The organism is Dinghuibacter silviterrae, from assembly GCF_004366355.1.
Taxonomy (GTDB): Bacteria; Bacteroidota; Bacteroidia; order Chitinophagales; family Chitinophagaceae; genus Dinghuibacter; species Dinghuibacter silviterrae.
Map to the genome: position 1 here is coordinate 2,281,091 of NZ_SODV01000001.1, position 26,752 is coordinate 2,307,842.

Sequence of the window (26,752 nt, forward strand, 5' to 3'; positions counted from 1 at the left end):
GTTATATTATTTCGCGGAACCTTCCTTCACGATCTTGAAAAAAGCAGGGAGCAGGTGTCGGTAGGTCCACATGATCTTGTCCGGGTCTTCCAGTTGCCGGGTCATGCTTTCCCATTTGGCCAGTCCGTGTTCGGCGATCACGGCCTGCCGCTTGTCTTCCATTTGCAGGTATTGATGCATCCCCGGGGCGTCGGCCTCGGGATGGAATTGCGTGCCGATCCAATAAGGGCTGAAACGGATACCCATGATGGCGCGTTCCAGCGGGACGTGCGGTCTTTCCTTTTCGATGCAAAGAAGCTGCGCGCCCCAGCGGGCCAGGGCTTCCTGGTCCGGCCGGATGACCTGGAAGTCGCGGCTGTCGACGGCATAAAAAGGATCGGACAGACCTTCGAATACGGGCTCTTCCTTACCCGCCTCCAGCAGGTGCACGGGGAAGACGCCAAAGGCAGTCGATTTGCGGGGACACACGTCCGCGAAACGGTAGTACCGGCACACCAGTTGGAAGGAATGGCAGATAAAAAAAATATTCGCATTCGTTTGGCCGTTTAGCCAGTCGAAGTAGACCTTCTCCCATTCGCTCCCTTCACTGTCAAGGGGAGAACCAGGTCCGCCGGAGGAAATATAGCCGTCAAATGTCCCTTGGGGTACTTCCCTGCGGAGCCGCACGTCGAATTCGCGGATCTCCAGCGCCAGGTCATTTTTTTCCGCGAATGCCACCAATAGCTCGCGCAGACAGCGCATGCCTTGGTTGGGCCTGCCTTCGTACATGTCCAGGATGGCGAAACGGAGCGGTTGCATGCGTGCAAACTTATGAAATTCGGTCGAGGCTGCGGACCAATGCCGCCACCGACGTCGCGGCGCCCCAGGAAACGGTAAACCCGGCCCCCCCGTGGCCATAGTGGTGTATCAGGCCGGGCTGCGCGGGATCGGCTTCCAGCCGGACGCTGGGGCGGTAGGGCCGCAGGCCGGCGTAGGAGCGGATCGCTGGGCCTGTTGTCAGGTCCGGTGTCAAGGCTTTTGCGCGTTGCACTATTTCGTTGATGGTCTCCGGTTCCGGGGTATCCTCCCAGTTGTCCCGTTCGTAGGTTCCGCCGATGATACAGCCGTCGGCCCTGGGTACGAGGTATATGGGGGTGTCGGCATCGACATAAATGCCATCGAGCGGCAACGGTCCCGTGACGGCGATCTGGCCGCGTACCGGAAGCAGCGCCTCGTCGCCGCAAAGGTCACGGCTGCCCAGCCCTGTGCAGTTGACCACCAGGGAGCCGGAGAACGCGGACAGGGTGGTTACTTTTTCGCCGGTGATAATGCGTCCGCCGCCCGTGCGTCCGCCGCCAGCGCGGAAACGGTCCATCAGGAACGGCAGATAGAGGGGCGTTTCCATCAGCGGCACCTCTGCTTTCCAACCCGCGGTGTACCCCGGAGGCAGCTCCCCGTTGTTCAGGGATGTATAGTGTTCCCCTGGAATGGCCTTTAGCCACCAGTTGTCGGAGGTATCCCGCCCGTCTTTTAAAAACTTGCGCAGGGGGACCATGCTCACCCCGCTGCCCGGGATCCGGCTGAATTCCGCGAGGGTCCGGTAGGTTTCTGCAATCCAGGCAAAAGTTTGCCCGTCTTCCGTGATGCGGTAGGGCGACCAAAACGCGGCCGCTTTATCGGAAGTGGTCTCCGGAGGGACTTTCCAGGTTCGTATGGTCACACGGTGACCGTCTTCTGTCAGCCGGAGGGCCGTCGTCAGTCCGATGACGCCGCACCCCAATACGGTAATGTCCATGATGGTACAATTTACAATTGTTCCAGGTAGGAAATGAGGGAAGACAGCGTTTGAAGGGAAGGCGTCATGAACTCCGTGGAAGTCCCGCTACCCAGGTTAAACGAAGCGGTCCCCAGGTAGTACGTGCTGTTACCGGCATAGGAAAGGCTGACCAGTATCGCAGCGGCCCCCGCGGGCAAACCCGAGACGGTAAAGGTCCGGGTGGAGGGTTGCCCTTTCAACCCCACCAGCAGGTGTTGGGCCGGAAGCAGGCAAAACACGGCGGAATTGGCATTGCTAAAGGAATTGGGCAGGATGGCCGTCACAGAGGCCGACGTATCGCCGGAGAAAGGCCGCCCGCACAGCAACCAACCCGTGGCAGGGGTAGTCAGTTTCAGACCGGTCGCCGTATCGGTCACCGAGGCCCCGGATACCGGTGCCGCCCATTGTAAAAAAGGTGGAGTGTAGCCGCCGCTCCAGATGCCATCTACGTCGACGGAATCCTGCACCGGGATAAAGATCGTAAGGTATCCATTTGGTTCTAGCGTATTGCCGCCGCCGGTAACCGACAAAAAAAGCGCGGCGCCGGTTTGAATGGGTTTGCCCTGGTAGGTGGCGGACAGAAATTGCCGGATCCACTCCCCTGGTTTTTCGACCAGCAATCCCTGGACCTGTGCGGCTCCGGTATACGCCGTGGTTCCGGTCCACGTCAGGCCGGACAGCGGACAGGTCATTCCGTCAATGGAAAGCGTATCGGTGGAAGGCAACTGTACGGTTTGGGACGCGGGCGAAAGCTGTAACGTATCCGAAAGCTTTGCCACCGCGTTTGCAGAAGTGATTTGTTGCACCCAGGCAGTATCGACCACCACGGAGGGGGTGAACTCGTTGATGTCCTTGGAACAACCGGGCAATATGCTACTGCAGATGGCCCATCCGATGATGAATGTCCTAAACCTGTTCATTAGTGACCTATAGCATATTGTAACCCCAGGGACAGCCCTGTGGCGACAAAGCGCTCTTTATAAACGTTTACATCCTTATTGATGGTGTTTAGGTCATAGCGTAAATAGGGTTCGAGACTGACCCGGACCCTTGACGAAAGCTGGTCCCTCAGGGACAGGCTTCCATAAAGGCTTGCGCCCATTTGTTTTTTCCAATTGGAAACACCCTGGCCGTGTCCGCTGTGGAGGGCGGTAGGTAAGCCGGTGGTATCGACGATGTCTCCCCCGTACCAGGAAACGACGTTGAAAAAAGCGCCCCCGCTTCCGCCCAGTTCGAACTGGGGGGTGTGCACCAGCGTATAGGACAACACCACCGGGATGTCGATACGGCGATATGCATTGAGGGATTGTTTCAGGTACTGTCCCTTGTACGTAACCGACGTGGTGTCCATCACCTGCACCACATTCCCCGAGGGCCCGACCACGCTGCGGGTCGTGACCTGGAATACGGTTTTGGTATACGACGGATTGAAGTAATGCAGATGTTCGTTGATCTGGGCGTAGTGAACACCGGTTTGAAACCGCCACCGGTCTGTCCAGAGGGGCAGGTCGAGCCGGAGACCCACGCTAAAACTGGGGTAGCTCATCTCCATGCTTTTGGCCTGTTGCACATAAGAGGCATAGGCCGGACTGGAAGCGGTGATATAGTGGTTCACATGATCCGCACCGGCGTAGCATTCGATATAGGTATGCCGGCGTTCGCGCAGGTGGACGAGCGGGGCGGTGGCCAGGGAGGCCGTCGTTTGTTTCGGCGCCAGGGCACCGGTCCGGAAGGGGATCGAGAGGTCTTCGCCCTTACCGGAGAGGGTGAGCGACCCCTGCCTGGTTTGCGGCTGCAGGCTTGCAGCCGGGTCCGCTTCCAGTGGCCGGTTTGCGGCCGCGTCCGTTTCCGCGGACTGCCGCGTTTCCAACGTGGGGCCGGGGAACGTCGCCGCGGAGACGCCCGAGGCCAGGGAAACTGCTGTAAGCGGTTCCGCCTGCGAAGCGACGTTGGCATCTGGTGGCGGTGTTACCGCTGGGGCGGCGACACCGGTCCGGGAGGCATCCGCAATGCCCGTACCTGCTGCGCTGCGGCCGCTCGCCGCGACGTCTGCGCCGCGGGCACCCACCGCGGCATTCTTACCCGCTTCTCCCCCCCTCGGGGCGGAAGCGTGGAACCCCCAGTAGGCAATCCCACCGGTGGTCAGCAATAAAAGGAGGAGGACAAGAAAGTATTTGTTGCGGTCGACCACGATGTAGTAGAGGCTACCCCTGCGGATGGCATCCCACAGATGATCCGGGGTACGTGCCTCCGCATGTCGGAGTTTGTCACGCACCCAGGCATCGAAAAAAGGGTCGTTATGACTCATACAGCAACCGTAGTTTTATGCAAAGACGTTACCGCTTGTTGCAACATCCTTCTGGCTTTCACCAATTGCGAACGGGAGGTGCTGTCCTTGATGTTCAGCATTCCCGCGATTTCCTCATGACTGTAACCTTCGATCACGTGCAGGTTGAAGACCAGGCGGTACCCTTCCGGCAATTGCCGGATCAGGTGCAGCAGGTCGGCTTCTCCCAGCAGGCTATACACATAGGGCTCGATACCAGGTACCTGGGGCATGTCCGGTTGGAGCTCGTCGAACCGGATCCGTTTGCGCTGGCAGTACTTGAGGGCCGTATTGACCATCACCTTCCGGACCCACCCCTCAAAGGAGCCCTCGTATTTGAACTGCCCGATATGCCGGAAGACCTTGATGAACCCGTTTTGCAAAATATCCTCCGCCTCCATATGGTCCGAGGCATACCGAAGACATACCATCAACATTTTACCCGCGTATCGTTCAAACAACATACGCTGGCAACGGACATCGCCTTCGATGCAACCTTGGATGACCTGGTGTTCGCTCAAGTGATTAACACTACTGAGCTCTAAATCTACGAAATTCCTTTGAGAAATTCGGACCGGATGGTGTCCACCACGGTGTGCAGATCCCGGGTGTTTTCGAAGACGGCCAGTTGCCGGTCCGCGCCCGTGCCGCGTTCCATGATTTTTTGGACGTATTGGATGGCCGGACGGCTACCCAGGTGATCGACGACATCGTCGACGAAATCCAGTAATTCGTAGAGCAAAACCCTTGTATTGACCTCGGCTTCCTTCCCAAAATCGATCAGGTTGCCGTCGATCCCATAACGGCTTGCCCGCCATTTGTTTTCGTTTACCAACGCCCGGGGGTAGATGATAAAGTTGAGGTTTTGCGTCCGCAGCTTATACAATTTAGCACAAATCGCCTGGATAAGGGCGGCCAGGGCGATGGTCTCGTCCACGGTCATGGGGACGTCGCAGATCCGGAATTCCACGGTGTTGAAATAGGGGTGCACCCGCAGGTCCCACCAGATCTTTTTGGCGTTGTCGATACAATTGGTCTTGACCAGGAGCTTGACATAGTTGTCATAAGCCTCGATGCTGTCGAAATATTCCGGGATTCCGGTCCGCGGAAATTTGTCGAAAACTTTGGTCCTGAATGATTTATAGCCTGTCTGACGGCCCTCCCAAAAGGGGGAGTTGGTGCTTAGGGCGTAGATATGGGGGAGAAAATAACTGGCGGAATTGGCAATGTGCAAGGCCATTTCCCGGCTTTCCATTCCGACATGGACGTGGAGGCCAAAAATAAGGTTGCTCCTGGCGGCCTCCTGCATCTCGTTCACGATCTCGCTGTAGCGGGGGTGGTCGGTGATCAGTTGGGTCTGCCAGTGGCTGAAGGGATGGGTCCCGGCGGCCCCGATGGCAAATCCCTGGTCTCCGGCGATCTGGTGGATGGTTTTGCGCAGGGCGCTCACGTCCTTGTAGGCTTCTTCGATGTCCTTACAGATCGATGTCCCCACCTCCACCACGGCCTGGTGCATCTCCGCCTTCACCTTGTCGGCGATCTTTTTCTGGGCTTCCTGTACGATCTTCTGATCATGGCTGGTCAGCTCCAGGGAGCGGGGATCCAGGACCATGTATTCTTCTTCCACACCCAGGGTGAAAAGCTGATAATTGATTGCCGACATTGCAAGCGGAATATTAATGGAAGATAAGCAAATTACGGCACCAACGGCAGCCCCGCCGCCCCCGTGCGGATATACTCCCCCCAGGTCAGGTTGTCCATCCCCTCGCGGCACGCGAGCGCCCGCTCGATGGCGTACCGCGCCGACGTTTCCACCACCCACTCGAAATTCTCCGCTCCCACGCTCCGGGCGTCCGCATCGGGCGCGGGATTGGCAAAGTCGATGGCGTAGGGCACCCCGTCCCGGACGGCGAGCTCGACGGTGTTGAAGTCGTACCCCAGGTAACGGTTGAGACGCAGGACGATGCCTTCCATCTGGGCGAGGCGTTCGGGACCCGGCCGGAAAGAACTTTCATACCGGAGGTGGGCCGGGTTCCGGGGCTCGTAGGGCATGATGCGCACGTACTTGCCGCCGATACAGTAGCAGCGATAGTATTCTTCGAAAACGATCTCTTCCTGGAGCAACATGACGAGTTGCTCCGTTTCCTGGTGGTGGCGGAAAAATGCCTCTTTGTTTTCCAGCCGGTAGACGTTTTTCCAGCCGCCACCCGCAAAGGGTTTCATATAGGCCGGGAAACCGACATAGCCAAAGATGCCTTCCCAGTCGAGGGGATAGGTAAGGTTGGAAAAAGATTGGTCGGAGGTATCGGTGGGCAACGCCCGGGACGGCAGGATGACGGTCCGGGGTACCGGCACGCCGATACGGGTCGCGAGGCAGTTGTTGAAGAATTTTTCGTCGGCGCTTGTCCAGAAAGGATTATTGATCACGGCCGTGCCGGCCAGGGCTGCATTTTTGAGAAAGGCCCGGTAAAAGGGGACGTCGTGGGAAATGCGGTCGATGATGACGGCGTAGCCGGGACCCTCTCCCTGGATGACTTTGTCGATCCGGACGGGTTCGGCGACGATACCCTTGTGACCAAGGGCGTTGATCCTGTCGATGACGGCGCCGGGGAAGGAGCGCTCCTGGCCGAAGAGGAGTCCGATCTTCTTCATACGTGTGATTTTTTGTGCGCGGGCCGCGGGGGCGGCCAGAAAAACTAATAGCTGGGCAACAACAGCGACAGATACTGCGGAAACATCTGCCGCCACAACGGCCAGTCGTGGACCGCGTGGGCGCGGACGTCCAGCCAGTGGGAGATGTTTTTGTCCCCGAGGAGACGGCTCAGGGTACGGTTGTCCTCCAGGCTGACGTCTTGTTCGCCACAGCCCAGCACGATGCCCATCCTCCAAAGGTGAGGGTCGTTGTCTCCCTTGATATAGTCCATCGGGTTGTTGAAATAGACGTTGTCGTCCTGACCGTCGGGGGCAAACCGCGAAATGTCGAAAATACCGCTCATGCTGAAGACGTAGCTCACGGTTTCCGGATGACGGAAGGCGAAATTGACCGCGTGGTAGCCGCCGAAGCTGCAACCCGCGGTGGCGATGCGTTGCACGCCTGTCTCCTGTTGGGCGGGCAGGACGATTTCCTCCAGGACCATGCGGTCGTAACAGGTTTGGTTATAGGCCCGGGCGGAGGCGGGGATGTCCTTATTGTACCAACTGAGGTGGTCGATGCTGTCGGGGCAATAGATCCGAACCTTGCCCTCATCAACAAACCAGCGGGCGGCTTCCAGCATACCTTCATCCTTGTTTTGATAGTAACGGCCCTGGGAAGTGGGGAAAAGAACCAGGGGCATTCCGCCATGGCCGAATACCAGCATATTGCATTCCTGGTTTAGGTGTGGAGAGTGCCATTTGCGGTATTCTTCCTTCATAGACCTCGAATATACGTACATTTGGGTTATGAGGATCATCGCCACGGCGGACCGCGTGGTGCATTTGGAAAAGTTGGAATTCGCGTCCGCCTTTTTGAGGAGACATGTCCGTTTGGATACATACTTGCCCGACCCTGTGGAAGACCCGTCAGACCTCCGGCTCCTGTTGTTCAACGACGGGCAGGACGTCGGCGGAATGGGGCTCCCGGTGCTTTTGGAACAACTACAGGGGCCGCCCGTCCTGTGTGTGGGGATCCACGCAGGCAAGGACCGTCTGAGCGAATACGGTACCGCCGCACGCGCGGACTACAAGGGGAGGGGCTCCAAGGCATTTTTATATACCCACTTTATCGTCCAGGAACTGCTCCCGTTTCTGGAGAAAACCTACCGGGTCACTTTTGCCGAACGTGCTTTTGCCGGTTTTTCACTGGGCGGTTTGTCCGCCATGGATATCGTGTGGAACCATCCGCACCTGTTCCGGACCGCGGGTGTTTTTTCGGGTTCGTTCTGGTGGCGGTTTAAAGGATATGACGACGGCTATAGCGAAGAAACCGACCGGATCATGCACGCGCAGGTCCGGAGCGGGAGGGGCGGGAGCCCGGAGCAACGCTTCTTTTTTGAATGCGGTACCGCCGATGAGACCGCGGACCGCAACCATAACGGGGTGATCGATGTCATTGACGACACCCTCGACCTCATCGGGGACATGGAAGAAAGCGGTATCCCGCGCACGAACATTCATTACCTGGAAGTACCTGGGGGGAAGCACGACAAGGACACCTGGGCGGCTGCCCTTCCGGAATTTCTGGAGTGGGGGTGGGGCCGCTAGGCGCCAACCCGCGGCGCTTACGCCGAGTTCCTCCCCGCGTTGATAATCCCGAACGAACAGCGAATAATCAATTTCTCGAACTCTTCTTTTAACGCCGACGGCGCCTTCCCTTCCTCCATCCCGCGGATGCGCGCCATCGCATACTGCTGGATGGTGGTCAGCGGGAGGACGATGCGCTCACGCATTTGAATGGACAATTGCTCGACCGGGTAGTCGGCCATGAGCTCCTGTTTGCCCGACAGCTTGAAGACATAGCTGCGCGTCCGCTCGTATTCCTCGTAGACCTTGTTCCAGACTTCACCGTAATGGGGATCGCCGGACAGGTAGGCGGTGAGGGGGAAATAAGACTTGAGCATCGCCATCTCGCAGTTGTCGATCAGGGTCTTGAAAAAGGAGGAATGTTGGTAGAGGTTGCGGATCTCACTCCATTTACCGGCTTTTTCCAGGGCCTCCAGGGCGTATCCGACGCCATAGTACCCAGTGACGTTTTGCTTCATCTGGCTCCAGCTGGCGACAAACGGAATGGCCCGAAGGTCGCTGAGGCTGAGGCGCTTGCCACCGGACCGTTTGGCCGGACGGCTGCCGATATTGGTCTCGCTGTACCAGCGCAGGGGGCTGGCGTGCGACAGGTAGTCCAGGAAGGATGGGTGCTCCTTTAGCGCGATATAAGCCTTGTACCCTTCGGACGCCAGCTGCTGGAGCAGGGCTTCCTCTTCTTTGGTGAGGGTACCCTCGCGGGGATGGAGGAGGTCGTTATAGATACCGGCGTGGAGGAGCTGCTCCAGGTTGAACTGGGCGGAATCGACCGTACCGAAGTTGGAGCTGACGGTCTGGCCCTGTATGGTCAGTTGTATTTCCTTGTTGGAGATGTTTTTCCCCATGGAAGCATAGAACTTGTGGGTCTTGCCGCCGCCCCGGGCGGGAGGGCCGCCGCGTCCGTCAAAGAAAAGAACCTCGATGCCGTATTGACGGGAAAGCGCGGTGAGCGCCTCCTTGGCTTTATAGATGCTCCAGTTCGCCATGAGGTAGCCGCCGTCCTTGGTGCCGTCGGAAAAGCCCAGCATGATCGTCTGCCGCTGACCCCGGAAACGGAGGTGACGGCTGTATGCGGGGTGTTTGTATAAGGTCTCCATGACTTCCGATGCGTGGGCGAGGTCGTCTATGGTCTCGAACAAAGGCACGATGTCTACGGGCAGGGCCTGGGTGTTCCAGCCGCACAGGGCAAAAAGGCCATAGACGGCCATGACGTCCAGGACGCCGGTGCACTGGCTGATGACATAACGGGAACAGCCCGCCTCTCCGTTTTTCCGCTGGATGGTGCGGATGGCGTGGATGGTCTCCAGGGTATCCTTGATGATCCCTTCGTATTTCTCGGGGTGGGCCTGCGCGTGGACGGAGGAGAGGACCTCGATCCGGGCTTCGGGGGCGAGGCTGTCAAAGTCTTTGGGCAACCCGTCACCCGCCGCGGCGATGGCCGACAACACCTTATGGTGTATGCTGTTGTCCTGGCGTATATCGAGGGCGGCAAAATAAAATCCAAAGATGGTCACCTTGCTGATGAGCTGGTCGACCAGCGACAGGAACAACCCGTTGTGCTGGTGGATGAGGATGCTGCGGACCTCGTCCAGCGTCTGGAGCACTTCTTCCGGGGTCAGGCTGGAAGGCTTGTCGGGTTGGAAGATGGGATCGTAGAATTTCTTTTCCAAATCATTCAACAGGACATCGACCCCTTTAAAGGTCAGCCGGCGCTTGAGCTTCCGGACCTCCAGGTAATAATTTTTGAGGGCGCTGGTGCGCAGGGCCTCGGCCACCCGGTGGGTGGTGTCGGAGGTGACAAAAGGATTGCCGTCCCGGTCGCCCCCCGGCCAGAAGCCAAGCTGGATCACGGGATGCTTGGCGGTAATGGCCTCGGGGAAGTTGTTCTTCAGCGTGGTCACGATATTCCCCGCGGCGGTATAGAAGACGTTGACGAGGTACCAGATCAGGCTGACGGCCTCGTCATAAGGCGTGGGCTTTTGTTTTTTAAAGAAGGGCGTTTTGCCCAATTGTTGCAGGTAGAGGTTGATGTTGCTGACATCGTCCGCGGCAATCGCCTTGCCTAAGTCATTGATGATGCCTAAAACGGAGCCGGGGTAGAACTGGGTAGGGTGGGCGGTCAGGACGATGCGCACGGCGAAATCCTGGAGCATGTCCGCGAGACCTTTTTCGCGGGTGGCCTGCTCGACTTCGGTGAGCAGGTGTTTGAGGGTGCCGGGTCCGTTAAGGTCATTGACTTTACGGAACGCGCTGTCCTCCAGCGAGTCGAAAAGAACGACCTGGCGCTCCGTGTATTGAATAAAACGGAACAAAAGGTCGATGCGTTCCCGGTCGCTTGCGTAACCGGTATGTTGTTGAAAAAATTGTTCGATGATATCGACCGGGCTGAGTTTTTTCTTATATCCTTCTTCGCAATTCGTCAATAAAAGGGAAAGAAGAATGCCAGTCTTTTCAATGCGATGAAACGGGAGGGAAGTAAAAAGGCTGTTGTAGAGTTGAAATTTGAGCGCTACCTGGTTCTTGAATTCCTGCAGGCTCTGTGCACCAGAGATGTCCATGGGCATAAAATTAGGAAAATAAAATTTTGTGCATAGAATTGGTGGAGAATTAATTTTTTGACTACCTTGTGCCCGCAAGTATATGATACTTCGGCACTTTCATATCACCCCTTCTTCTTCCGGCAGCACCTGCTGCTGTACCTCCTCCATTATTACCACCACCACCATTACAACCCTGTAAAGGGTTGTACGGTACCATATCATCCATCGGGCCCCCGGGCTGCCTGCCAAACCCCGGAACATTTGCGCCATCCCAGAGATTTTTATTGTTTATCATTTACATTCTTATATGCAAGTTTTGAAATTCGGAGGGTCTTCCGTAGCCACCGCCGAAAACATGGAAAAGGTGATCGCTATTCTGCTCGCTGCCTCAGGGTCGGGCACAACTGCCGTGGTGTTGTCGGCGATGGGCGGAGTCACCGACGCGTTGATCTCTTCGGGTAAGCTGGCCGCGGCGGGGAGCGAACAATACAAACAGTTGTTACAAACGATCGAGACCCGTCACCTGGACGCGGTCCGGTCGCTCATACCGGTCGCCCGCCAAAGCGCGCTGCTGAGCTGGGTGAAACAACGCTGCAATGAAATGGAAAGCCTTTGCGAAGGCGTTTTCCTGCTGGGGGAACTGTCGCCCCGGACCCTGGACCGGCTGGTCAGCTACGGGGAGTGGCTGAGCAGCTTTATCGTCTCGGGCGCCTTGCAGTCGAGGGAAGTGCCGCACGTCTGGGCGGACAGCCGTCAGTTGATCCGTACGGATTCCTCCTTTGGGAACGCCAAGGTAGACATGACCGCGACCCGGGAGCTGATGAACGCTTACGTGAAGGAATATCCCGCCCCCCTGTATATCCTGCCCGGGTTTGTCGCCAGCGATGCCCGCCAGGTGACGACCACGCTGGGCAGGGGCGGGTCCGATTATACCGCGGCCCTGGTGGCCGCTTCCCTCCAGGCGGATGTCCTGGAAATATGGACGGATGTCAGCGGGATGATGACGGCGGACCCCCGCTGGGTGTCCCACGCCCGCGTCATCGACCGTATCTCTTACCAGGAAGCCATGGAGCTCTCTCACTTCGGTGCCAAGGTGGTCTATCCCCCGACGATCCAGCCCGTGATGGATTCGGGTATACCGGTTTGGATCAAAAATACTTTTGCGCCAAAAGATCCCGGTACGCTGATCGAGCATGAGGTGAACGAAGACCGGAAGGGACCCGTCCGCGGGATCAGCAGCATCAACGACATGGCCCTCCTCAGCCTTGAAGGCAGCGGGATGGTCGGCGTGCCGGGCGTGGCCAGCCGGCTTTTCCAGGCACTTGCGGCACAGTCGATCAACGTCATCCTGATCACCCAGGGCTCGTCGGAATTCTCCATCTGCGTGGGCGTGGCCGGTGCCGACGCCGAAAACGCGCGCGAAGCGGTGAACGCCGCTTTCTCCTATGAGATCGGCAAGGGCGCGATCCAGCCGGTCCGTCTGGAGACACACCTCGCAGTGGTGGCCCTGGTGGGGGACAACATGAAAAGCCACCCGGGGATCAGCGGCCGTATGTTCGGCGCGCTGGGCCGCAACGGGGTCAATGTCCGGGCCATCGCCCAGGGCGCCTCGGAGAAAAACATCTCCTCCGTGGTGGCGTCTGAGGACGTGAAAAAAGCCGTGAACGTCCTACACGAAGCCTTTTTTGAAACCGCGTATAAGCAACTGAACCTCTATATCGTCGGGTTGGGGAACGTGGGCTCGAAGCTCATGGAACAGCTCAAACAACAACAATACTATCTCCTCAAACACGTCCGTCTCCAGCTTCGTGTGATCGGGATCGCCAACAGCCGCCAGATGGCGCTCAACGAACAGGGGATCGACCTGGGGAACTGGCAGCAGGCCCTCCAGGAAGGCGCGCCCATGGACCTCGATGCCTTTGTGGAAGAAGCCAGGCGGCACAACCTCCGCAATTCGGTCTTTGTGGACAATACAGCCAGCGAACGCGTGGCGTTGGTATACGACCGCCTGCTCACCCGGAGCATCGCGGTGGTCGCCTGCAACAAGATTGCCTGTTCGTCCAAATATCCCGTGTATCAACGCCTCAAGTTCCTGGCGCGGGACTACAATACCAACTTCTTTTTCGAGACCAATGTCGGTGCCGGGTTGCCCGTCATCGGCCCCCTCAGTGACATGGTCCGGAGCGGGGACCGGGTGGACCGGATCGACGCGGTCCTGAGCGGTACGCTCAATTTCGTCTTTAACAATTATGACGCCACCCGTCCTTTTGCAGAAGTGGTCCGCCAGGCCCAGGAGGAAGGATACACCGAACCCGATCCGCGCCTGGATTTGGGGGGGACGGACGTGATGCGCAAGATCCTCATCCTCGCCCGGGAATGCGGGGCGGAGATGGATATGGAAGACATCACCAACAACAGCTTTATGCCCGAGTCTTGCATGAAGGGCAGCGTGGAGGATTTTTACAAAGAGCTGGCGCGGCACGAAGCACACTTCGCCGGTTTGTACCAAAAGGCGAAGGACAACGGACGGATCCTTAAATTCGTAGCCTCCTTTTCGGAGGGCAAGGCCCAGGTCGGTCTCCAGGAAGTATCCCCGGAACACGGGTTTTACCACCTCTATGGAAAGGACAACGTCGTCCAGTTTTATACCAAGCGTTATCCCCAGCAACCCCTCATGGTCAAAGGAGCGGGCGCAGGGGCGGACGTGACGGCCTCGGGCGTATTTGCGGACATTATCCGGGCCGCGCGGGTTTAGCCGCCCTCGCGGGCCTCACCTCGAAAGATCGATTATATGAACCAAGATATTAGCGACTGTAAAACCATCCGGGTACATGCACCCGCCACCGTAGCCAATATGGTTTGCGGCTTTGATGTACTCGGATTTTGCCTGGATGAACCTTATGACGTGATGACGCTGACCCTGCTGGAAGGTACTTCCGACATCCGCATCCGTCACGTAGACGACCACGACCTGCCCACCGAACCCTCGTTAAATGTAGCGGGTGCCGCCCTGATCGCCTTGCAGGAAGAACTGGAGACCCCCGTAGGCTTTGAAGTGGTGATCGACAAGCGGATCAAACCCGGGAGCGGCGTGGGTTCCAGCGCTGCAAGCGCCGCCGGGGCGGTGGTCGCCGCCAACCATTTGCTGGGCGGGCGCTTCGACCCCACGACGCTCGTGCGCTTTGCGATGTGTGGGGAAAAAGTAGCGTCCGGTGTCAAACACGCCGACAATATCGCCCCTTGCATATACGGAGGCGTGACATTGATCAGGGCCGTTTTCCCCCTGGATATAGTACCGCTGCCCGCACCCTCGCTGTTTGCGTCCGTGGTCCATCCACAGATCGAGGTGCGGACGTCAGACGCCCGGCAGATCCTCATGCAAAAGGTATTCCTCAAGGACGCCATCAAACAATGGGGGAACATTGCCGGTCTGGTGGCGGGTATCCTCAAAGGGGACAAAGCCCTCATCAGCCGTTCCCTGGAAGACGTCCTGATCGAACCGGTCCGCAAGATCCTTATCCCCGGTTTCGACCTCGTCAAAGAGCGCAGCCTTGCGGCCGGTGCCCTGGGCGGCGGGATTTCGGGTTCGGGTCCGTCCATCTTTATGCTCAGCGCCGACCGGGCAACGGCCGACGCCGTGGCCGGCGCCATGGCAGACGTGTACCGGTCCATGGGTATCGATCATCATACATACGTAGGCCCCATTGCCAAAGGGGGCGTACGCATTGTGGCATAACCGCGCCCCAAAAGGACGCCCAACTTTTTGACTCGCATGTATTATTATAGCTTAGAACACCGTTCCCCGGAAGTGGATTTCCGGACGGCGACAGTCCTGGGACAGGCCCCGGACAAAGGATTATATTTCCCTGAACGCATTCCCCGTCTTGCCCCCGAATTTGTGGACGCGTTACCCGCACATTCCCTTCCGGAACTCGCCGCTGCGGTCCTCGGTCCACTGACCGAAGGGTCGCTTCCCGAGCCCATTTTGCGGAGCATTGTTACGGACGCCCTTTCTTTTGACATACCCCTCGTGCCCCTGTCCGAAGATCTGCACGTACTTGAACTTTTTCATGGACCCACCCTGGCCTTCAAGGACGTCGGGGCCCGGTTTATGAGCCGGTGCTTAGGTTATTTTTCCGGCGAACCGGTAACCGTCCTCGTTGCGACATCCGGTGATACCGGTGGCGCCGTCGCCAGCGGTTTTGACGGCGTCAAAGGCGTAAAGGTGGTCATCCTTTATCCCAAAGGCAAAGTAAGTCCGGTCCAGGAACTACAGCTCACCACCTGCGGCGAAAACGTCACGGCATTGGAAGTGGACGGGACCTTTGACGACTGCCAGCGGATGGTCAAGGAAGCCTTTGCCGACCGGTCGCTGACGGGGCTTACCTCCGCCAATTCGATCAATGTCGCCCGCTGGCTGCCGCAGCAGGTCTATTACTGGTGGGCCTACCGCCAGTGGGACCACGCGGAGCCTCCTGTTTTCGTAGTGCCCAGCGGGAACTTCGGGAATATCTGTGCCGGTCTCCTGGCTTTCCATGAGGGGATGCCGGCCAGTCATTTCCTGGCGGCCTGTAACGCCAACGACACCGTGCCCCGGTTTATGCAAACCGGGACCATGGACCCGCACCCGGCCGTAGCCACCCTGTCCAATGCCATGGACGTGGCCGTGCCCAGCAACTTCGGGCGCATCCTGGAGCTGTTCGAACGCAGGGGCATGCCCCTGGGGGGCAAGGTATCCAGCCTGAGCGTAGGGGATGAAGCGACCATCGAGTCCATCCGGGAACTCTACCGGGTCTACGGATACGTCGCCGACCCGCATACCGCCGTGGGCTACGACGCCTGGAAAACCTACCGGAAGACCCATCCCGGCGCCAAAGGCATTCTGTTGTCCACCGCCCACCCGGTCAAGTTCGCCCCCACCATCGAAAGCGCCCTCGGTATACAGCTCGACCTGCCGGAATCGGTCAAGGCGCTGTATGAAAAGCCGGCCCGGAAGGTTGCCATGGGGACCGATTTTGCCGAACTGAAAGCATTCCTCCTGGGAGCGGGGTAAAAATAAAGGCACCGCGGGACGTGCCAGGTAAATTTAATATTTTCGTGCGCAAGGACAGGCCTATGCACGACATCGAACCTTTTTATAACTGGCGCCACCTCTATACCGCGGAAGAGGACGAGCTGTCTCCTTTTTTCGGGAGGGAATACAGCGAATTTGAATTCACCCAGACGGTGTACAACTATTTTATTCACCCCCAATGGGATGAATTCGGATCGCGTACGCTCTACATGAAGATCCTCTATGCCGACTACAGCATGGGTTTCGTCATCATCGAGCTCATCGGCGAATGGAACGACGCCATCGAGAACGACATCATGATGATGCGACGAGAGGTCACCGACCTCCTGTTCGACGCCGGTATCCGTAAGTTCATCCTCATCGCCGACAACGTCCTCAACTTCCATTCCAGCGACGACGCCTACTACGAAGAATGGTACGAACAGGTCCGGGACGAAAACGGCTGGATCGTCATCCTCAACATGCCCGAGCACACCCAGCAAGACTTCCGAAAGGCCCACCTGACCAATTACGTAGAATTGCTCGACTACCCCAACTGGCGGACGCTGCAACCCCAGCACCTCTACCAGGCCATCGACAATTTTATGTTGCGGAGGGTGGGGGATTGACGTTACATCCGCGCCGGCGCGGGCACTCCTTAGGGAAAATCAACTGTATATGAAGAATATCCTCCTGGCGCTTCTGCTTGGGTGCTTCGTGGGCGCCGCCGCCGCGCCGTCCGCCGCCCGCTTCGCGGCATCCCCACTGGATTCCACGCTGCCCGTCCGGGGCCTGGCCATCGCCGCCCCCCGGCCATCCGGCCTCGACTCCTTCCTGGTCTTTATCCGCCAGGAGCTCGCCCCCCGGCACGTGAATACCCTCATCCTGAGGGTCGACTATCACTATACCTTCCAAAGCCACCCCGAGCTCATCGACAGTTTCGCCCTGACGCGCAGCGACGCCGCCAGGATCGTGGCGGTCTGCAAAGAGACCGGTATCCGGATCATTCCGCAGATCAATATGTTAGGACACCAGTCGGACCGGAACCACCTCGGCAGGCTGCTCCAGGCCTACCCCGCCTTTGACGAAACACCGGAGGTAAAGATGCCGGCGGTGTATGTCTGGCCGAACCCCGATAAACTGTACTGCAAAAGCTATTGCCCCCTGCACCCGGACCTGCACAGGGTCTTGTTCGACGTCATCGACGAGATCTGCGACGCCTTTGACGCCGACGCTTTCCACGCCGGCATGGACGAGGTCTTTTACCTCGGAGAGCCCACCTGCCCCCGTTGCGCGGGCCGGGACAAGGCGGAGCTTTTTGCCGATGAGGTCCGCCGCCTGCACGACCACCTCGCCTCCAAGGGCCGCTCCCTCTGGATCTGGGGAGACCGTCTCCTCGACGGGAAAACCACCGGTCTGGGGGAGTGGGAAGCCAGCTACAACAACACCTCCCGGGCCGTGGACCTTATCCCCCGGGACGTCACGATCTGCGACTGGCACTATGACCGGGCCGACTATACGGCGCCCTATTTCGCGGTCAAGGGGCTGCGCGTCATCACCTGCCCCTGGCGCAAACCCAGCCTCGCGGTGCTCCAGGTAGAGGACATGATGCGCTTCCGCGCCCAGTCCTCACCCGAGATGCGGGAGCGCTTCCTCGGGGTGATCGAGACGGTGTGGTCGCCGACTGCCCAGTTTCTCGCGGGGTATTACGGGGAGCCGTTGCCGCCGCCTCCTCCCGGGGCGCGAGTACCCGAGCCGGGGGAAACACCCTGGAATACCTTCCGCGCGATGTTCGATAGCGTACCGGCGATGACGGTCGTAGCGGCGCCGTTTGCGGCCGCGCCTCTCGCCGCCTGGCCCCTCCGCTCCATCTCCCCCACAGACACCGACCTCTCCGACCTCGCCCCCCTCGGCCGCGCCATCGGCGACGCGCGGATCGTGCTCCTGGGCGAGCAGACCCACGGCGAGGGCTCTACCTTCGAGGCCAAGACCCGGCTCATACGTTACCTGCACGAGCGCCTGGGCTTTGACGTCCTGGCGTTCGAAAGCGGCATGTACGACTGTGCGCGCATCGAGGAGAACGTGCAAAAAGGCGGAATGCTTCCACAGGAAGTACTGGGCAGCCTATTCTATATGTATGCCACGAGTTACCAGACCCGCGACCTCTTCGCCTATGTCCAATCCCACCGGCTGACGCTGACGGGTTTTGACAGTCAGCATACCGGGGAAAAAGCAAAAACCGCCCTTTTCCCCGACTTCGAACGCTTTCTCCGGGCACACTACCCGAAACTGGTGGATGCTTCGTGGCCGGTTTTTGCACGGGTGAGCCTTGCGGTGTTCGCCTCTGCGGCGTACAAACCGGACCCGGCGGATCAACAGACGTTCCTGGCCGAGGTGGCGCGGCTGAAAAAAGCGCTCCCTTCGGGGGGCACACGCGCAAAGGGCACCGCCCCGGCCGCCGCCGCCCCGGACCTCACCGACACCCCCGGCTTCTGGTACCAGGTCACCGCCAGCATCGAATCCCAGGCCCTGCGCTATTGGGGCCTGGCAAAAGGAGACCCCAACAGCGTCCGGGACGCGCAGATGGCCCAAAACCTGATCTGGCTCGCGGACTATGCTTACCCTCAGAAAAAAATCATCGTCTGGGCACACAATGTGCACATCGCAAAGGGGCTCGAAACTTTTGGGAACACAACGTTCCGGCCGATGGGGGAGACCGTGAAAGAACATTTCGGCAAACAGTCGTACGCCATCGGGTTTACCGGGGCGGCGGGCGAGTATATGGATTATACCAATAGTGACATCGTAAACGTACCCAAAAGATCAACGGGCAGCATCGAAAACGCGCTCAGCGGATACAAATATGCCTTCGCAGCAGCCCCCGGGGAAAAACGGCCGGGCGCCCTGGCGGATTATGGAGAGGCCACAGGGGCGTGGGCGGACGTTTTTGACGGACTCATATTTATACACACCGTATTCCCGGTCAAACGTTTCCAGTAATTTTTTTTTGTCTCGCAACCCTTCCGATTGTAGGTTTGTAAAAAATTTGTCAAAATAATCCTCCTGCTATGACCTGGAAACAGTTCTTCACCTCTTCGATCGGGAAAAAATTAGTCATGGCCTTCACCGGTTTGTTTTTGATCCTGTTCCTCGTTGTCCACGTCACCATCAATTCCATGATTTTCCTCAATGACGGGGGCGCCGAGTTTAACGTGGTGGCCCACTTCATGTCGCACAATATCATCGTCCGCCTACTGGAAGTCGGTCTTTTCGCCGGTCTTATCCTGCACATCGTCCAGGCCTGGTTTGTTTCCCAGGAGAATAACTCCCGCCGCGGGGTACAATACGCCGTATCCGCTGCCCGAACGAACAGCACCTGGTACAGCCGTTCCATGGGTATCTTGGGCTCCATCGTCCTGATTTTCCTGGTCATCCACCTGGCGAACTTCTGGGCCCCCGCCCGGGCGAACATCTACCTGCACGGGGATGCGCCCACCGATGCCTTTGCCGATATGAAGGAGGTTTTCAGCCAGTGGTATTATGTGGTGATCTACCTGTTGGGTGTCTTTGGTCTTTTTTGGCACCTGTTCCATGGCTTCCAGAGCGCTTTCCAGACGCTGGGCGTCCGCACGGGCCGGTACAAACCCCTGATCGTCGGCACCGGGTATGCCTACACGTTTATCGTGTGTATCCTTTTTGCCCTGATGCCTATCCTCATGTACACTCAAGTGATCCAATAAAGAACGTATATGCTGAACTCAAAGATCCCTGCCGGTCCCTTACAAGACAAGTGGAAGAGTTATAAGAATACGGTAAAGCTGGTCAACCCGGCCAACAAACGCCACCTCGAAATCATCGTGGTGGGCTCCGGTCTGGCCGGCGCCTCGGCAGCCGCCTCCCTGGGGGAAATGGGCTACAAGGTCAAGTGTTTTTGCTTCCAGGATTCGCCCCGCCGCGCCCACTCTATCGCGGCCCAGGGGGGGATCAACGCCGCCAAAAACTACCAGAACGACGGGGACTCGGTCTACCGCCTGTTTTACGATACGATAAAGGGAGGTGACTACCGTGCCCGTGAAGGGAACGTCTACCGCCTTGCCGAAGTCAGCGCCAGCATTATCGACCAGTGCGTGGCTCAGGGCGTGCCTTTTGCCCGGGAATACGGCGGGTTGCTGAGCAACCGTTCCTTCGGGGGTGTCCAGGTGCAGCGGACCTTCTACGCCGCGGGTCAGACCGGCCAGCAATTGCTCATCGGGGCCTACCAGGCCCTGGAGCGCCAGGTGGCCGAGGGGAATGTCAAGATGTATACCCGTCACGAAATGATGGACGTCGTCAAGATCGACGGCAAGGCCCGGGGGATCATCGCCCGCAACCTCATCACCGGGGAACTGGAACGCTACTTCGGACACGCCGTCCTGTTGTGTACCGGTGGCTACGGGAACGTCTTTTACCTGTCCACGAACGCCATGGGGTCGAACGTCAGCGCCGCCTGGAAGGCCTGCCGCAGCGGCGCCTATTTCGGCAACCCCTGTTATACGCAAATCCACCCGACCTGTATACCCGTGACCGGGGATCACCAGAGCAAGCTCACGCTGATGTCCGAGTCCCTCAGGAACGACGGCCGGATATGGGTGCCCAAGCAAAAAGGGGATACCCGCCCCGCCGCCCAGATCCCGGAAGAAGAGCGCGACTACTACCTGGAAAGACGCTATCCCGCTTTCGGTAACCTGGTTCCCCGGGACGTGGCCTCCAGGGCCGCCAAAGAGCGTTGCGACGCCGGCTTTGGCGTGGGTTCCTCCAAACAGGCGGTCTACCTGGACTATGCCTCCGCCATCGACCGTTACGGCCGTACGGAGTGTAGCAAGCACGGGATCGAAAACCCCAGCGCCGAAGAAATCCGTCATCACGGCACGGCGGTGGTGAAAGAAAAGTACGGCAACCTTTTCGACATGTACGAGAAGATCACCGGCGAAAATCCTTACGAAGTCCCGATGCGGATCTATCCCGCGGTACACTATACGATGGGCGGTCTTTGGGTCGACTACGAGCTTATGACCTCTGTACAGGGTTTATACGCCCTGGGTGAGGCCAACTTCTCCGACCACGGCGCTAACCGCCTTGGCGCCTCCGCGCTGATGCAAGGCCTGGCCGACGGCTATTTCGTCATTCCTTATACCCTCGGGAACTACCTCGCGGACGACATCCGTACCAAAGTGATCCCCACCGACCACCCCGCCTTTGTACAGGCGGAGGCCGAAGTAAAGACGCGGATCGACGCGTTGATGAACATCAAGGGGACCCAAAGCGTGGAAAGCTTTCACAAACGTCTCGGCAAAATCATGTGGGACAAATGCGGCATGGCGCGCAACGCGCAAGGGTTGCAGGAGGCCATCCAGGAAATCCGTGCGCTTCGCGCTTCTTTTTGGAAGGACGTACGTATTCCCGGCGGGATCCAGGAGTTCAACCCCGAGCTTGACAAAGCCGGTCGTGTGGCTGACTTCCTGGAGCTGGGCGAGCTGATGTGCATTGATGCGCTCCACCGTAACGAAAGCTGCGGCGGTCACTTCCGCGAAGAATACCAGACACCCGACGGGGAAGCCCTCCGCCAGGACGACCTGTTCACCTACGCCGCCGCCTGGGAATACAAGGGCGACGGGCAGTTCGAACTGCACAAGGAAGACCTTAATTACGAAGTTGTTCACCCTACCCAGCGGAGCTACAAATAAAAAAGCATTATGGAACATTATACGATGAACCTCACACTCAAGGTGTGGCGCCAGAAGAACAGCAAAGACAAAGGCGGTTTCGAAACCTACCAGGTACCCGGGATTTCCTCCGAGATGTCCTTCCTGGAAATGTTCGACGTACTGAATGAGCGCCTGGTGGCGGAAGGGAAAGAACCGATCGCGTTCGACCACGACTGCCGCGAAGGGATCTGCGGGATGTGCTCGATGCACATCAACGGGAAACCCCACGGCCCCTGGCACGCCACGACCACCTGTCAGCTCCATATGCGGGCCTTCAAGGACGGGGACACCATCGTGGTGGAACCCTGGAGGGCGAAGGCTTTCCCGGTTGTCAGGGACCTCGTCGTAGACCGCGGCGCCTTCGACCGGATCATCCAGGCCGGGGGGTACATCTCCGTCAACACGGGGAATGCCGTGGACGCCAACGCGATCCCCATTGATAAGCAGAAAGCCGACGACGCCTTTGCCGCGGCCGCCTGTATCGGTTGCGGGGCCTGCGTTGCCGCCTGTAAGAATTCTTCGGCCATGCTCTTTGTATCCGCCAAGGTCTCCCACCTGGCGCTCCTGCCCCAGGGCGATCCCGAGCGTAAGAACCGGGTACAGGCCATGGTAGCCCAGATGGACAAGGAAGGCTTTGGCGGGTGTACCAACACCGGCGCCTGTGAGGCCGAGTGTCCGAAGGAGATTTCGCTGGTCAATATCGCGCGCCTGAACAAGGAGTATATGCGCGCCGGGTTTGCAAGCGAATAACTAGTAGATTTCGCCGGAATTGTCTAATTTAGGGTGACCCAAAGCGTCCGCTGTTGCTAAGATTACTCTGCCTCTGGCTTCTTCTGATCTTAGCCGGTGCAAACGTCTCCAGGGCCCAGGTCATACAATCCATATCCTCCAACTGGCGTACCAAGAAGATTCCTGTTCGCCCGGATACGGTGAGCTTGGACTCGATGAGCATTGTACCGGGTACGTTTGTATTGCAGGGGGTGGATACGGGCGCTTACGGATTTAGCGCGGTCAAAAGCCGTCTGTGGTGGAAACACCGCCCGCAGACCGACAGCGTCCAGGTCAGTTACCGGGTTTTCCCTTTCCCCTTTCAACAGCCCCTGTACAAGTACAGGTACGACAGCGTCTCCCGCTTTATGGTCGTGTCTCCCTACTTCCGCCGGCGTTCGGAGGAGGACGGCTCGGTGATGTCCTTTGGCAACATCCAATACAGCGGCAGCTTCGGACGCTCCCTGTCCTTTGGCAACAACCAGGACGCCGTGGTCAATTCGTCCCTCAACCTCCAGATCAGCGGGTATATCGGCGATTCCATCGAGCTGTCCGCCGCCATTACCGACAACAACCTCCCCGTACAACCGGATGGGACGACCACCCAGCTCAACGAATTTGACAAGGTGTATATCCAGTTCCGCAAACACGGCTGGCAGGTGGCCTTAGGCGACATCGATATCCGGCGCAACGAAGGGGCTTATTTCAACTTTTTCAAACGCCTGGAAGGTATTTCGGTGGAGTCTTCCACCCCAGGTAATCACCTGATCGCCAGCGGAGCCATGTCCAAAGGCATCTTTGCCCGCAACGTCTTCGAAGGACAGGAAGGCAACCAGGGGCCATACCGGCTGCAGGGGAACAACAACGAGGCTTATTTCGTCGTCCTGGCCGGGACCGAAAAGGTCTTTATCGACGGGGTCCAGATGCAAAGGGGGGAAGACCAGGACTATGTCATCAATTACAACACGGCGGAGATCACCTTTACCGCCAAACGCATGATCTCCAAAGACCAGCGCATACAGGTGGAGTTTGAATACGCCAACCAGAATTACCTAAACACCCAACTCCTGCTCGGGGACGATATAGACATTAACAAACGGCTGCACCTGAAGGCCAACTACTATTCCAGCACCGACGCCAAAAACAGCCCCCTCAACCAGGTCCTGACAACCGCTCAGAAACAATTCCTGTCACAACTGGGGGACAGCGTTCAAAATGCCTACTATCCCAGCGCCACACTGGACACCTTCAGCGCGTCCGCCGTGATGTACGCGCTAAGGGACAGCACCGTTAGCGGCGTTCATTACGACTCCGTATTTGTTTATTCCACCAACCCGGACTCGGCGGTGTACAGTGTCGGCTTTACCGATATGGGTTTGGGGAACGGCGACTATATCCTCGTCGGCCAGTCCGCCAACGGGAACGTGTACCAATGGACGCCACCCATCAACGGGGCGCATGTCGGCGAATACCAGCCCGTCATCCTCCTGGTCGCGCCCAAAAAGCAACAAGTGGTATCCGTCGGTGCCAGCTACCTGATCGACCCGCATACCACCCTGAGCGGCGACTGGGCCCTCAGCGACTACAACCCGAATACCTTTTCGCATACCCGGGCCGATGAGATCGGCATGGCCGGCAAGGTTGGTCTCACCCGGGAACAAAACCTCAACCCCGACCTCCGCGTTGCCGCCAATGTGTCGATGGAATGGGTCAACCAGCGGTTTACCTCTATCGAACGGTTGCGCAGCCCGGAGTTCTACCGGGACTGGGGGCTGCCCCTGGTCGTCGCATCGGAGAACGAACGGTTGGGCATGGCCGGGATCGGCTTTACCGGCAAAAACGCCGCCATCCGTTACGACGTCCGGTATTTCACCCGGGGCGGTGACTTCTCCGGGGAACAAAATGTGCTCACCCAAAGTTACAAACACGACGGGTGGTCGTGGAACGCCCAACTGGCGCTGACGACCTTCGACAGCGCGTACAACCGGGGCACCTACTGGCGGCCGACCCTGGAGCTCAGCAAAATCCTCACCGACTTCGGCAAGCTCAACCTTGGGGGTAAATACAGCCTGGAAAAGGACGTCATCAACAACCGGCTCGCCGACTCGCTGAACGCACTGAGCTATGCGTTTGATACCTGGCAGGTCTACCTTAAATCCCCCGAAGGCAAAAAACGCTGGGGGCTTTCCTATACCGAGCGGCGTGACCGCTCGCCCTACGGCCGCGACCTCGCGCCCGTCGACCAAAGCCATACCCTTAACGGGTATTGGGAATGGGCCCTCAATATCCACCAGCAGCTCAAACTCAATGCCACCTACCGCGAGCTCGACGTCAACCAGACGAAAGCCACCACGCTTGTACCCGAACACAGCGTCCTGGGTCGGGCCGAATACCTGACCAATGTCTGGAAAGGCGCCCTTACCGGGAACGTCCTGTACGAGTTGGGCGCCGGTCAGGAACAGCAGCGCCAGTACACCTACGTCCAGGTCCCCGCGGGCCAGGGCCAGTACACCTGGATCGACTACAACCACGACGGTATCGCGGAAATCAACGAATTCGTGCCCGCCCAGTTCCAGGACCAGGCTGACTATATAAAGGTCTACCAGCCCACCGGCAACTATGTCAAGGCGGACTATACCCAGCTCAACTACGCGTTTACACTCAATCCGTCGGTGGCCTGGCGGTCGCAGAAAACGCTCTCGAAAATGCAAAAGTTCGTCGGCCGCTTTATGCTCCAGTCCAGCATGCAGGTCAACAAAAAGGTCATATCCAACGACGCCGTGTCCTGGAACCCTTTCTCCGGCAACCCCGCCGACACCTCGTTGCTGAGCCTTGCCGAAGTATTCAGCAACGCCATCTTCTTCAACAAGCTCAGCCCCGTCTGGGGCCTCGACGTTACCCACCTGGTCAATTCCAACAAGGCCTACCTCACCTATGGCGCGCAAAGCCAGCGGCTCCGCGACCTCGGCCTCCGGTTCCGCTGGAACCTCACCCGTGTGTATTCGATCATCGTTGCGAACAAACTTGATGTCAACAGCATGCTGACCCCTGCTTTTGCCAACCAGAACTACCTCATCCATTCCTTCCAGACCGAACCCCAGTTCTCCTACACCCGCGGAACAAAGTACCGGTTTACGCTCGGGTGCCGCTACCTCCAGCAGGAAGACGAGCCCGCCTACGGGGGAGAACACTCCGTGTCCAAGGCTTTGACCTTTGACACCAAATACAACATCGTTTCCAATACCTCCATCACCTCCCATGTCGAAATGAACGACATCACGTTCACCGGAACGGACCAGACGACGACCGTGGCGTATACGATGTTACAGGGGTTGACCACCGGGACCAACTATGTCTGGACCATCGACCTGACGAAAAGGGTGTTGGGAAATATCGAGATAACCGTATCTTACGACGGACGGAAACCGGGTGAGGGGAAAACGATCAATACCGGGCGGGCGTCCGTCCGGGCCATTTTTTAAACCATGAAAAATATAGGCCGCATTTTCTATGGCATATCGATTGCCGTGATGGGGTTGCTGACCATCTGGTATGCCGGTTTCCCCTATATGCTGATCCCCCCGCAATATACCTGTCCTGTGGGTCTCGTGTATGTGTCGGGCGCATTGATGGTGCTGGCAGGGGTAAGTATTGTTTTTTGGAAAAAATATGGCTGGATACCCCTGCTGTTGGGCCTCGCGTTGCTGGCGGTTTTCTGTTTATTCCTTACCGTTTCTCCCCATTACAAGCACTTTGGGGATGGGGAGAATGCCGCAAAGGAGCTGGCATTGGCCGCCGGCGCTTTGGTGATCGCCGGGGGGAAGTGGAGGCGTGTGGGAACCATCCTATTCGCCTTAACGATCATCAGCTTCGCCGTCGATCATTTTCTCTACGCACACGAGGCGGCTGATTATGTTCCCGCATGGATACCCGGTCACGTGTTCTGGTTGTATGTCACCGGCGGGGCGTTGATGGGCTTCGGGCTTGCGATACTCGTGCAATTCAAGACCCGGCTAATGGCGACCCTTTTGGGCGCGATGATCCTGACGTGGTTTGTGATCCTCCATATCCCCAGGGTGATCACCGCCGGACCTGCCGTCATGGATGGCGAAATCGCGAGCGCGTTTCTGGCGTTGGCGTATGGCGGGACCGCTTTCATGATCGTTAGGGAAAGGGAACACGGTGAATCAGGGAAGGGCGTCGGTGAGGGTAATATTCTAAAGGGGCAAAAATGAGCTATCTTTACGT

At 58.2% G+C, this 26,752-nt stretch carries 20 protein-coding genes; 11 read left to right on the plus strand and 9 right to left on the minus strand.

All coding sequences use genetic code 11. The features are described from left to right. Positions 1-6: 6 nt before the first annotated feature. The 8 genes from EDB95_RS10190 to EDB95_RS10225 are packed head-to-tail and all read right to left on the minus strand — an operon-like array spanning position 7 to position 7,534. A complete protein-coding gene (locus tag EDB95_RS10190; RefSeq protein WP_133993245.1) occupies positions 7-798 on the minus strand; it encodes a type 1 glutamine amidotransferase in 792 nt (263 codons plus the stop codon). A gap of 10 nt (positions 799-808) precedes the next feature. Further along, on the minus strand, positions 809-1,774 hold the full coding sequence (locus tag EDB95_RS10195; protein WP_133993247.1) for an FAD-dependent oxidoreductase: 966 nt from the start codon (positions 1,772-1,774) through the stop codon (positions 809-811). An 11-nt stretch (positions 1,775-1,785) separates the two neighbouring features. Then, positions 1,786-2,715 (minus strand): hypothetical protein, encoded by a 930-nt coding sequence (locus tag EDB95_RS10200; RefSeq protein WP_133993249.1) that lies wholly within the window; start codon positions 2,713-2,715, stop codon positions 1,786-1,788. Beyond that, a complete protein-coding gene (locus tag EDB95_RS10205) occupies positions 2,715-4,103 on the minus strand; it encodes a hypothetical protein (protein ID WP_133993251.1) in 1,389 nt (462 codons plus the stop codon). Before EDB95_RS10205 ends, EDB95_RS10200 begins: the two co-directional genes overlap by 1 nt. Beyond that, positions 4,100-4,642 carry an RNA polymerase sigma factor gene (locus tag EDB95_RS10210; RefSeq protein ID WP_133993253.1) on the minus strand — a complete coding sequence of 181 codons (543 nt, stop codon included), beginning with the start codon at positions 4,640-4,642 and terminating at the stop codon, positions 4,100-4,102. The genes EDB95_RS10205 and EDB95_RS10210 overlap by 4 nt, the downstream gene beginning before the upstream one ends. A 26-nt stretch (positions 4,643-4,668) precedes the next feature. After that, a complete protein-coding gene (locus EDB95_RS10215) occupies positions 4,669-5,784 on the minus strand; it encodes a carboxylate-amine ligase (protein ID WP_133993255.1) in 1,116 nt (371 codons plus the stop codon). Positions 5,785-5,816: 32 nt separating this feature from the next. Next, the gene (locus EDB95_RS10220) at positions 5,817-6,773 is read right to left on the minus strand and encodes an ATP-grasp domain-containing protein (protein WP_133993257.1); all 957 of its coding nucleotides are present in this window, start codon (positions 6,771-6,773) and stop codon (positions 5,817-5,819) included. 44 nt (positions 6,774-6,817) lie between these two features. Continuing rightward, positions 6,818-7,534 (minus strand): esterase family protein, encoded by a 717-nt coding sequence (locus EDB95_RS10225; protein ID WP_133993259.1) that lies wholly within the window; start codon positions 7,532-7,534, stop codon positions 6,818-6,820. Between the two features lie 28 nt (positions 7,535-7,562). Between EDB95_RS10225 and EDB95_RS10230 the strand changes: the two genes are divergently transcribed. Further along, the gene (locus EDB95_RS10230) at positions 7,563-8,363 is read left to right on the plus strand and encodes an alpha/beta hydrolase (protein ID WP_133993261.1); all 801 of its coding nucleotides are present in this window, start codon (positions 7,563-7,565) and stop codon (positions 8,361-8,363) included. A gap of 17 nt (positions 8,364-8,380) precedes the next feature. Here EDB95_RS10230 and EDB95_RS10235 read toward each other — a convergent pair whose 3' ends face one another. Further along, on the minus strand, positions 8,381-10,957 hold the full coding sequence (locus EDB95_RS10235; protein ID WP_133993263.1) for a phosphoenolpyruvate carboxylase: 2,577 nt from the start codon (positions 10,955-10,957) through the stop codon (positions 8,381-8,383). A gap of 289 nt (positions 10,958-11,246) precedes the next feature. On the opposite strand from EDB95_RS10235, the gene thrA reads away from it, so the two are divergent. The 10 genes from thrA (at position 11,247) to EDB95_RS10285 (ending at position 26,739) form a co-directional block, all read left to right on the plus strand. Then, on the plus strand, positions 11,247-13,694 hold the full coding sequence (gene thrA, locus EDB95_RS10240) for a bifunctional aspartate kinase/homoserine dehydrogenase I (RefSeq protein ID WP_133993265.1): 2,448 nt from the start codon (positions 11,247-11,249) through the stop codon (positions 13,692-13,694). Positions 13,695-13,730: 36 nt separating this feature from the next. Continuing rightward, complete coding sequence (locus tag EDB95_RS10245; RefSeq protein ID WP_133993267.1) at positions 13,731-14,675, plus strand: homoserine kinase; 945 nt, start codon at positions 13,731-13,733, stop codon at positions 14,673-14,675. Between the two features lie 36 nt (positions 14,676-14,711). Then, positions 14,712-15,992, plus strand: a complete 1,281-nt coding sequence (gene thrC / locus EDB95_RS10250) for a threonine synthase (protein WP_133993269.1) — start codon at positions 14,712-14,714, stop codon at positions 15,990-15,992. A 44-nt stretch (positions 15,993-16,036) separates the two neighbouring features. After that, entirely contained in the window at positions 16,037-16,621 is a 585-nt protein-coding gene (locus tag EDB95_RS10255) for a hypothetical protein (protein WP_246073582.1), read from the plus strand. 49 nt (positions 16,622-16,670) lie between these two features. Continuing rightward, the gene (locus EDB95_RS10260) at positions 16,671-18,992 is read left to right on the plus strand and encodes an erythromycin esterase family protein (RefSeq protein ID WP_133993271.1); all 2,322 of its coding nucleotides are present in this window, start codon (positions 16,671-16,673) and stop codon (positions 18,990-18,992) included. 68 nt (positions 18,993-19,060) lie between these two features. Continuing rightward, positions 19,061-19,732, plus strand: coding sequence for a succinate dehydrogenase cytochrome b subunit (locus tag EDB95_RS10265; protein WP_133993273.1), 672 nt, complete (start codon positions 19,061-19,063; stop codon positions 19,730-19,732). A gap of 9 nt (positions 19,733-19,741) precedes the next feature. Then, complete coding sequence (locus tag EDB95_RS10270) at positions 19,742-21,715, plus strand: fumarate reductase/succinate dehydrogenase flavoprotein subunit (protein WP_133993275.1); 1,974 nt, start codon at positions 19,742-19,744, stop codon at positions 21,713-21,715. A 9-nt stretch (positions 21,716-21,724) separates the two neighbouring features. Next, entirely contained in the window at positions 21,725-22,486 is a 762-nt protein-coding gene (locus EDB95_RS10275) for a succinate dehydrogenase/fumarate reductase iron-sulfur subunit (RefSeq protein ID WP_133993277.1), read from the plus strand. A 53-nt stretch (positions 22,487-22,539) separates the two neighbouring features. Next, entirely contained in the window at positions 22,540-25,986 is a 3,447-nt protein-coding gene (locus EDB95_RS10280; RefSeq protein ID WP_133993279.1) for a hypothetical protein, read from the plus strand. A 3-nt stretch (positions 25,987-25,989) separates the two neighbouring features. Beyond that, positions 25,990-26,739: a DoxX family protein gene (locus EDB95_RS10285; RefSeq protein WP_133993281.1), complete on the plus strand. Its 750-nt coding sequence runs from the start codon at positions 25,990-25,992 to the stop codon at positions 26,737-26,739. Positions 26,740-26,752: the final 13 nt, after the last annotated feature.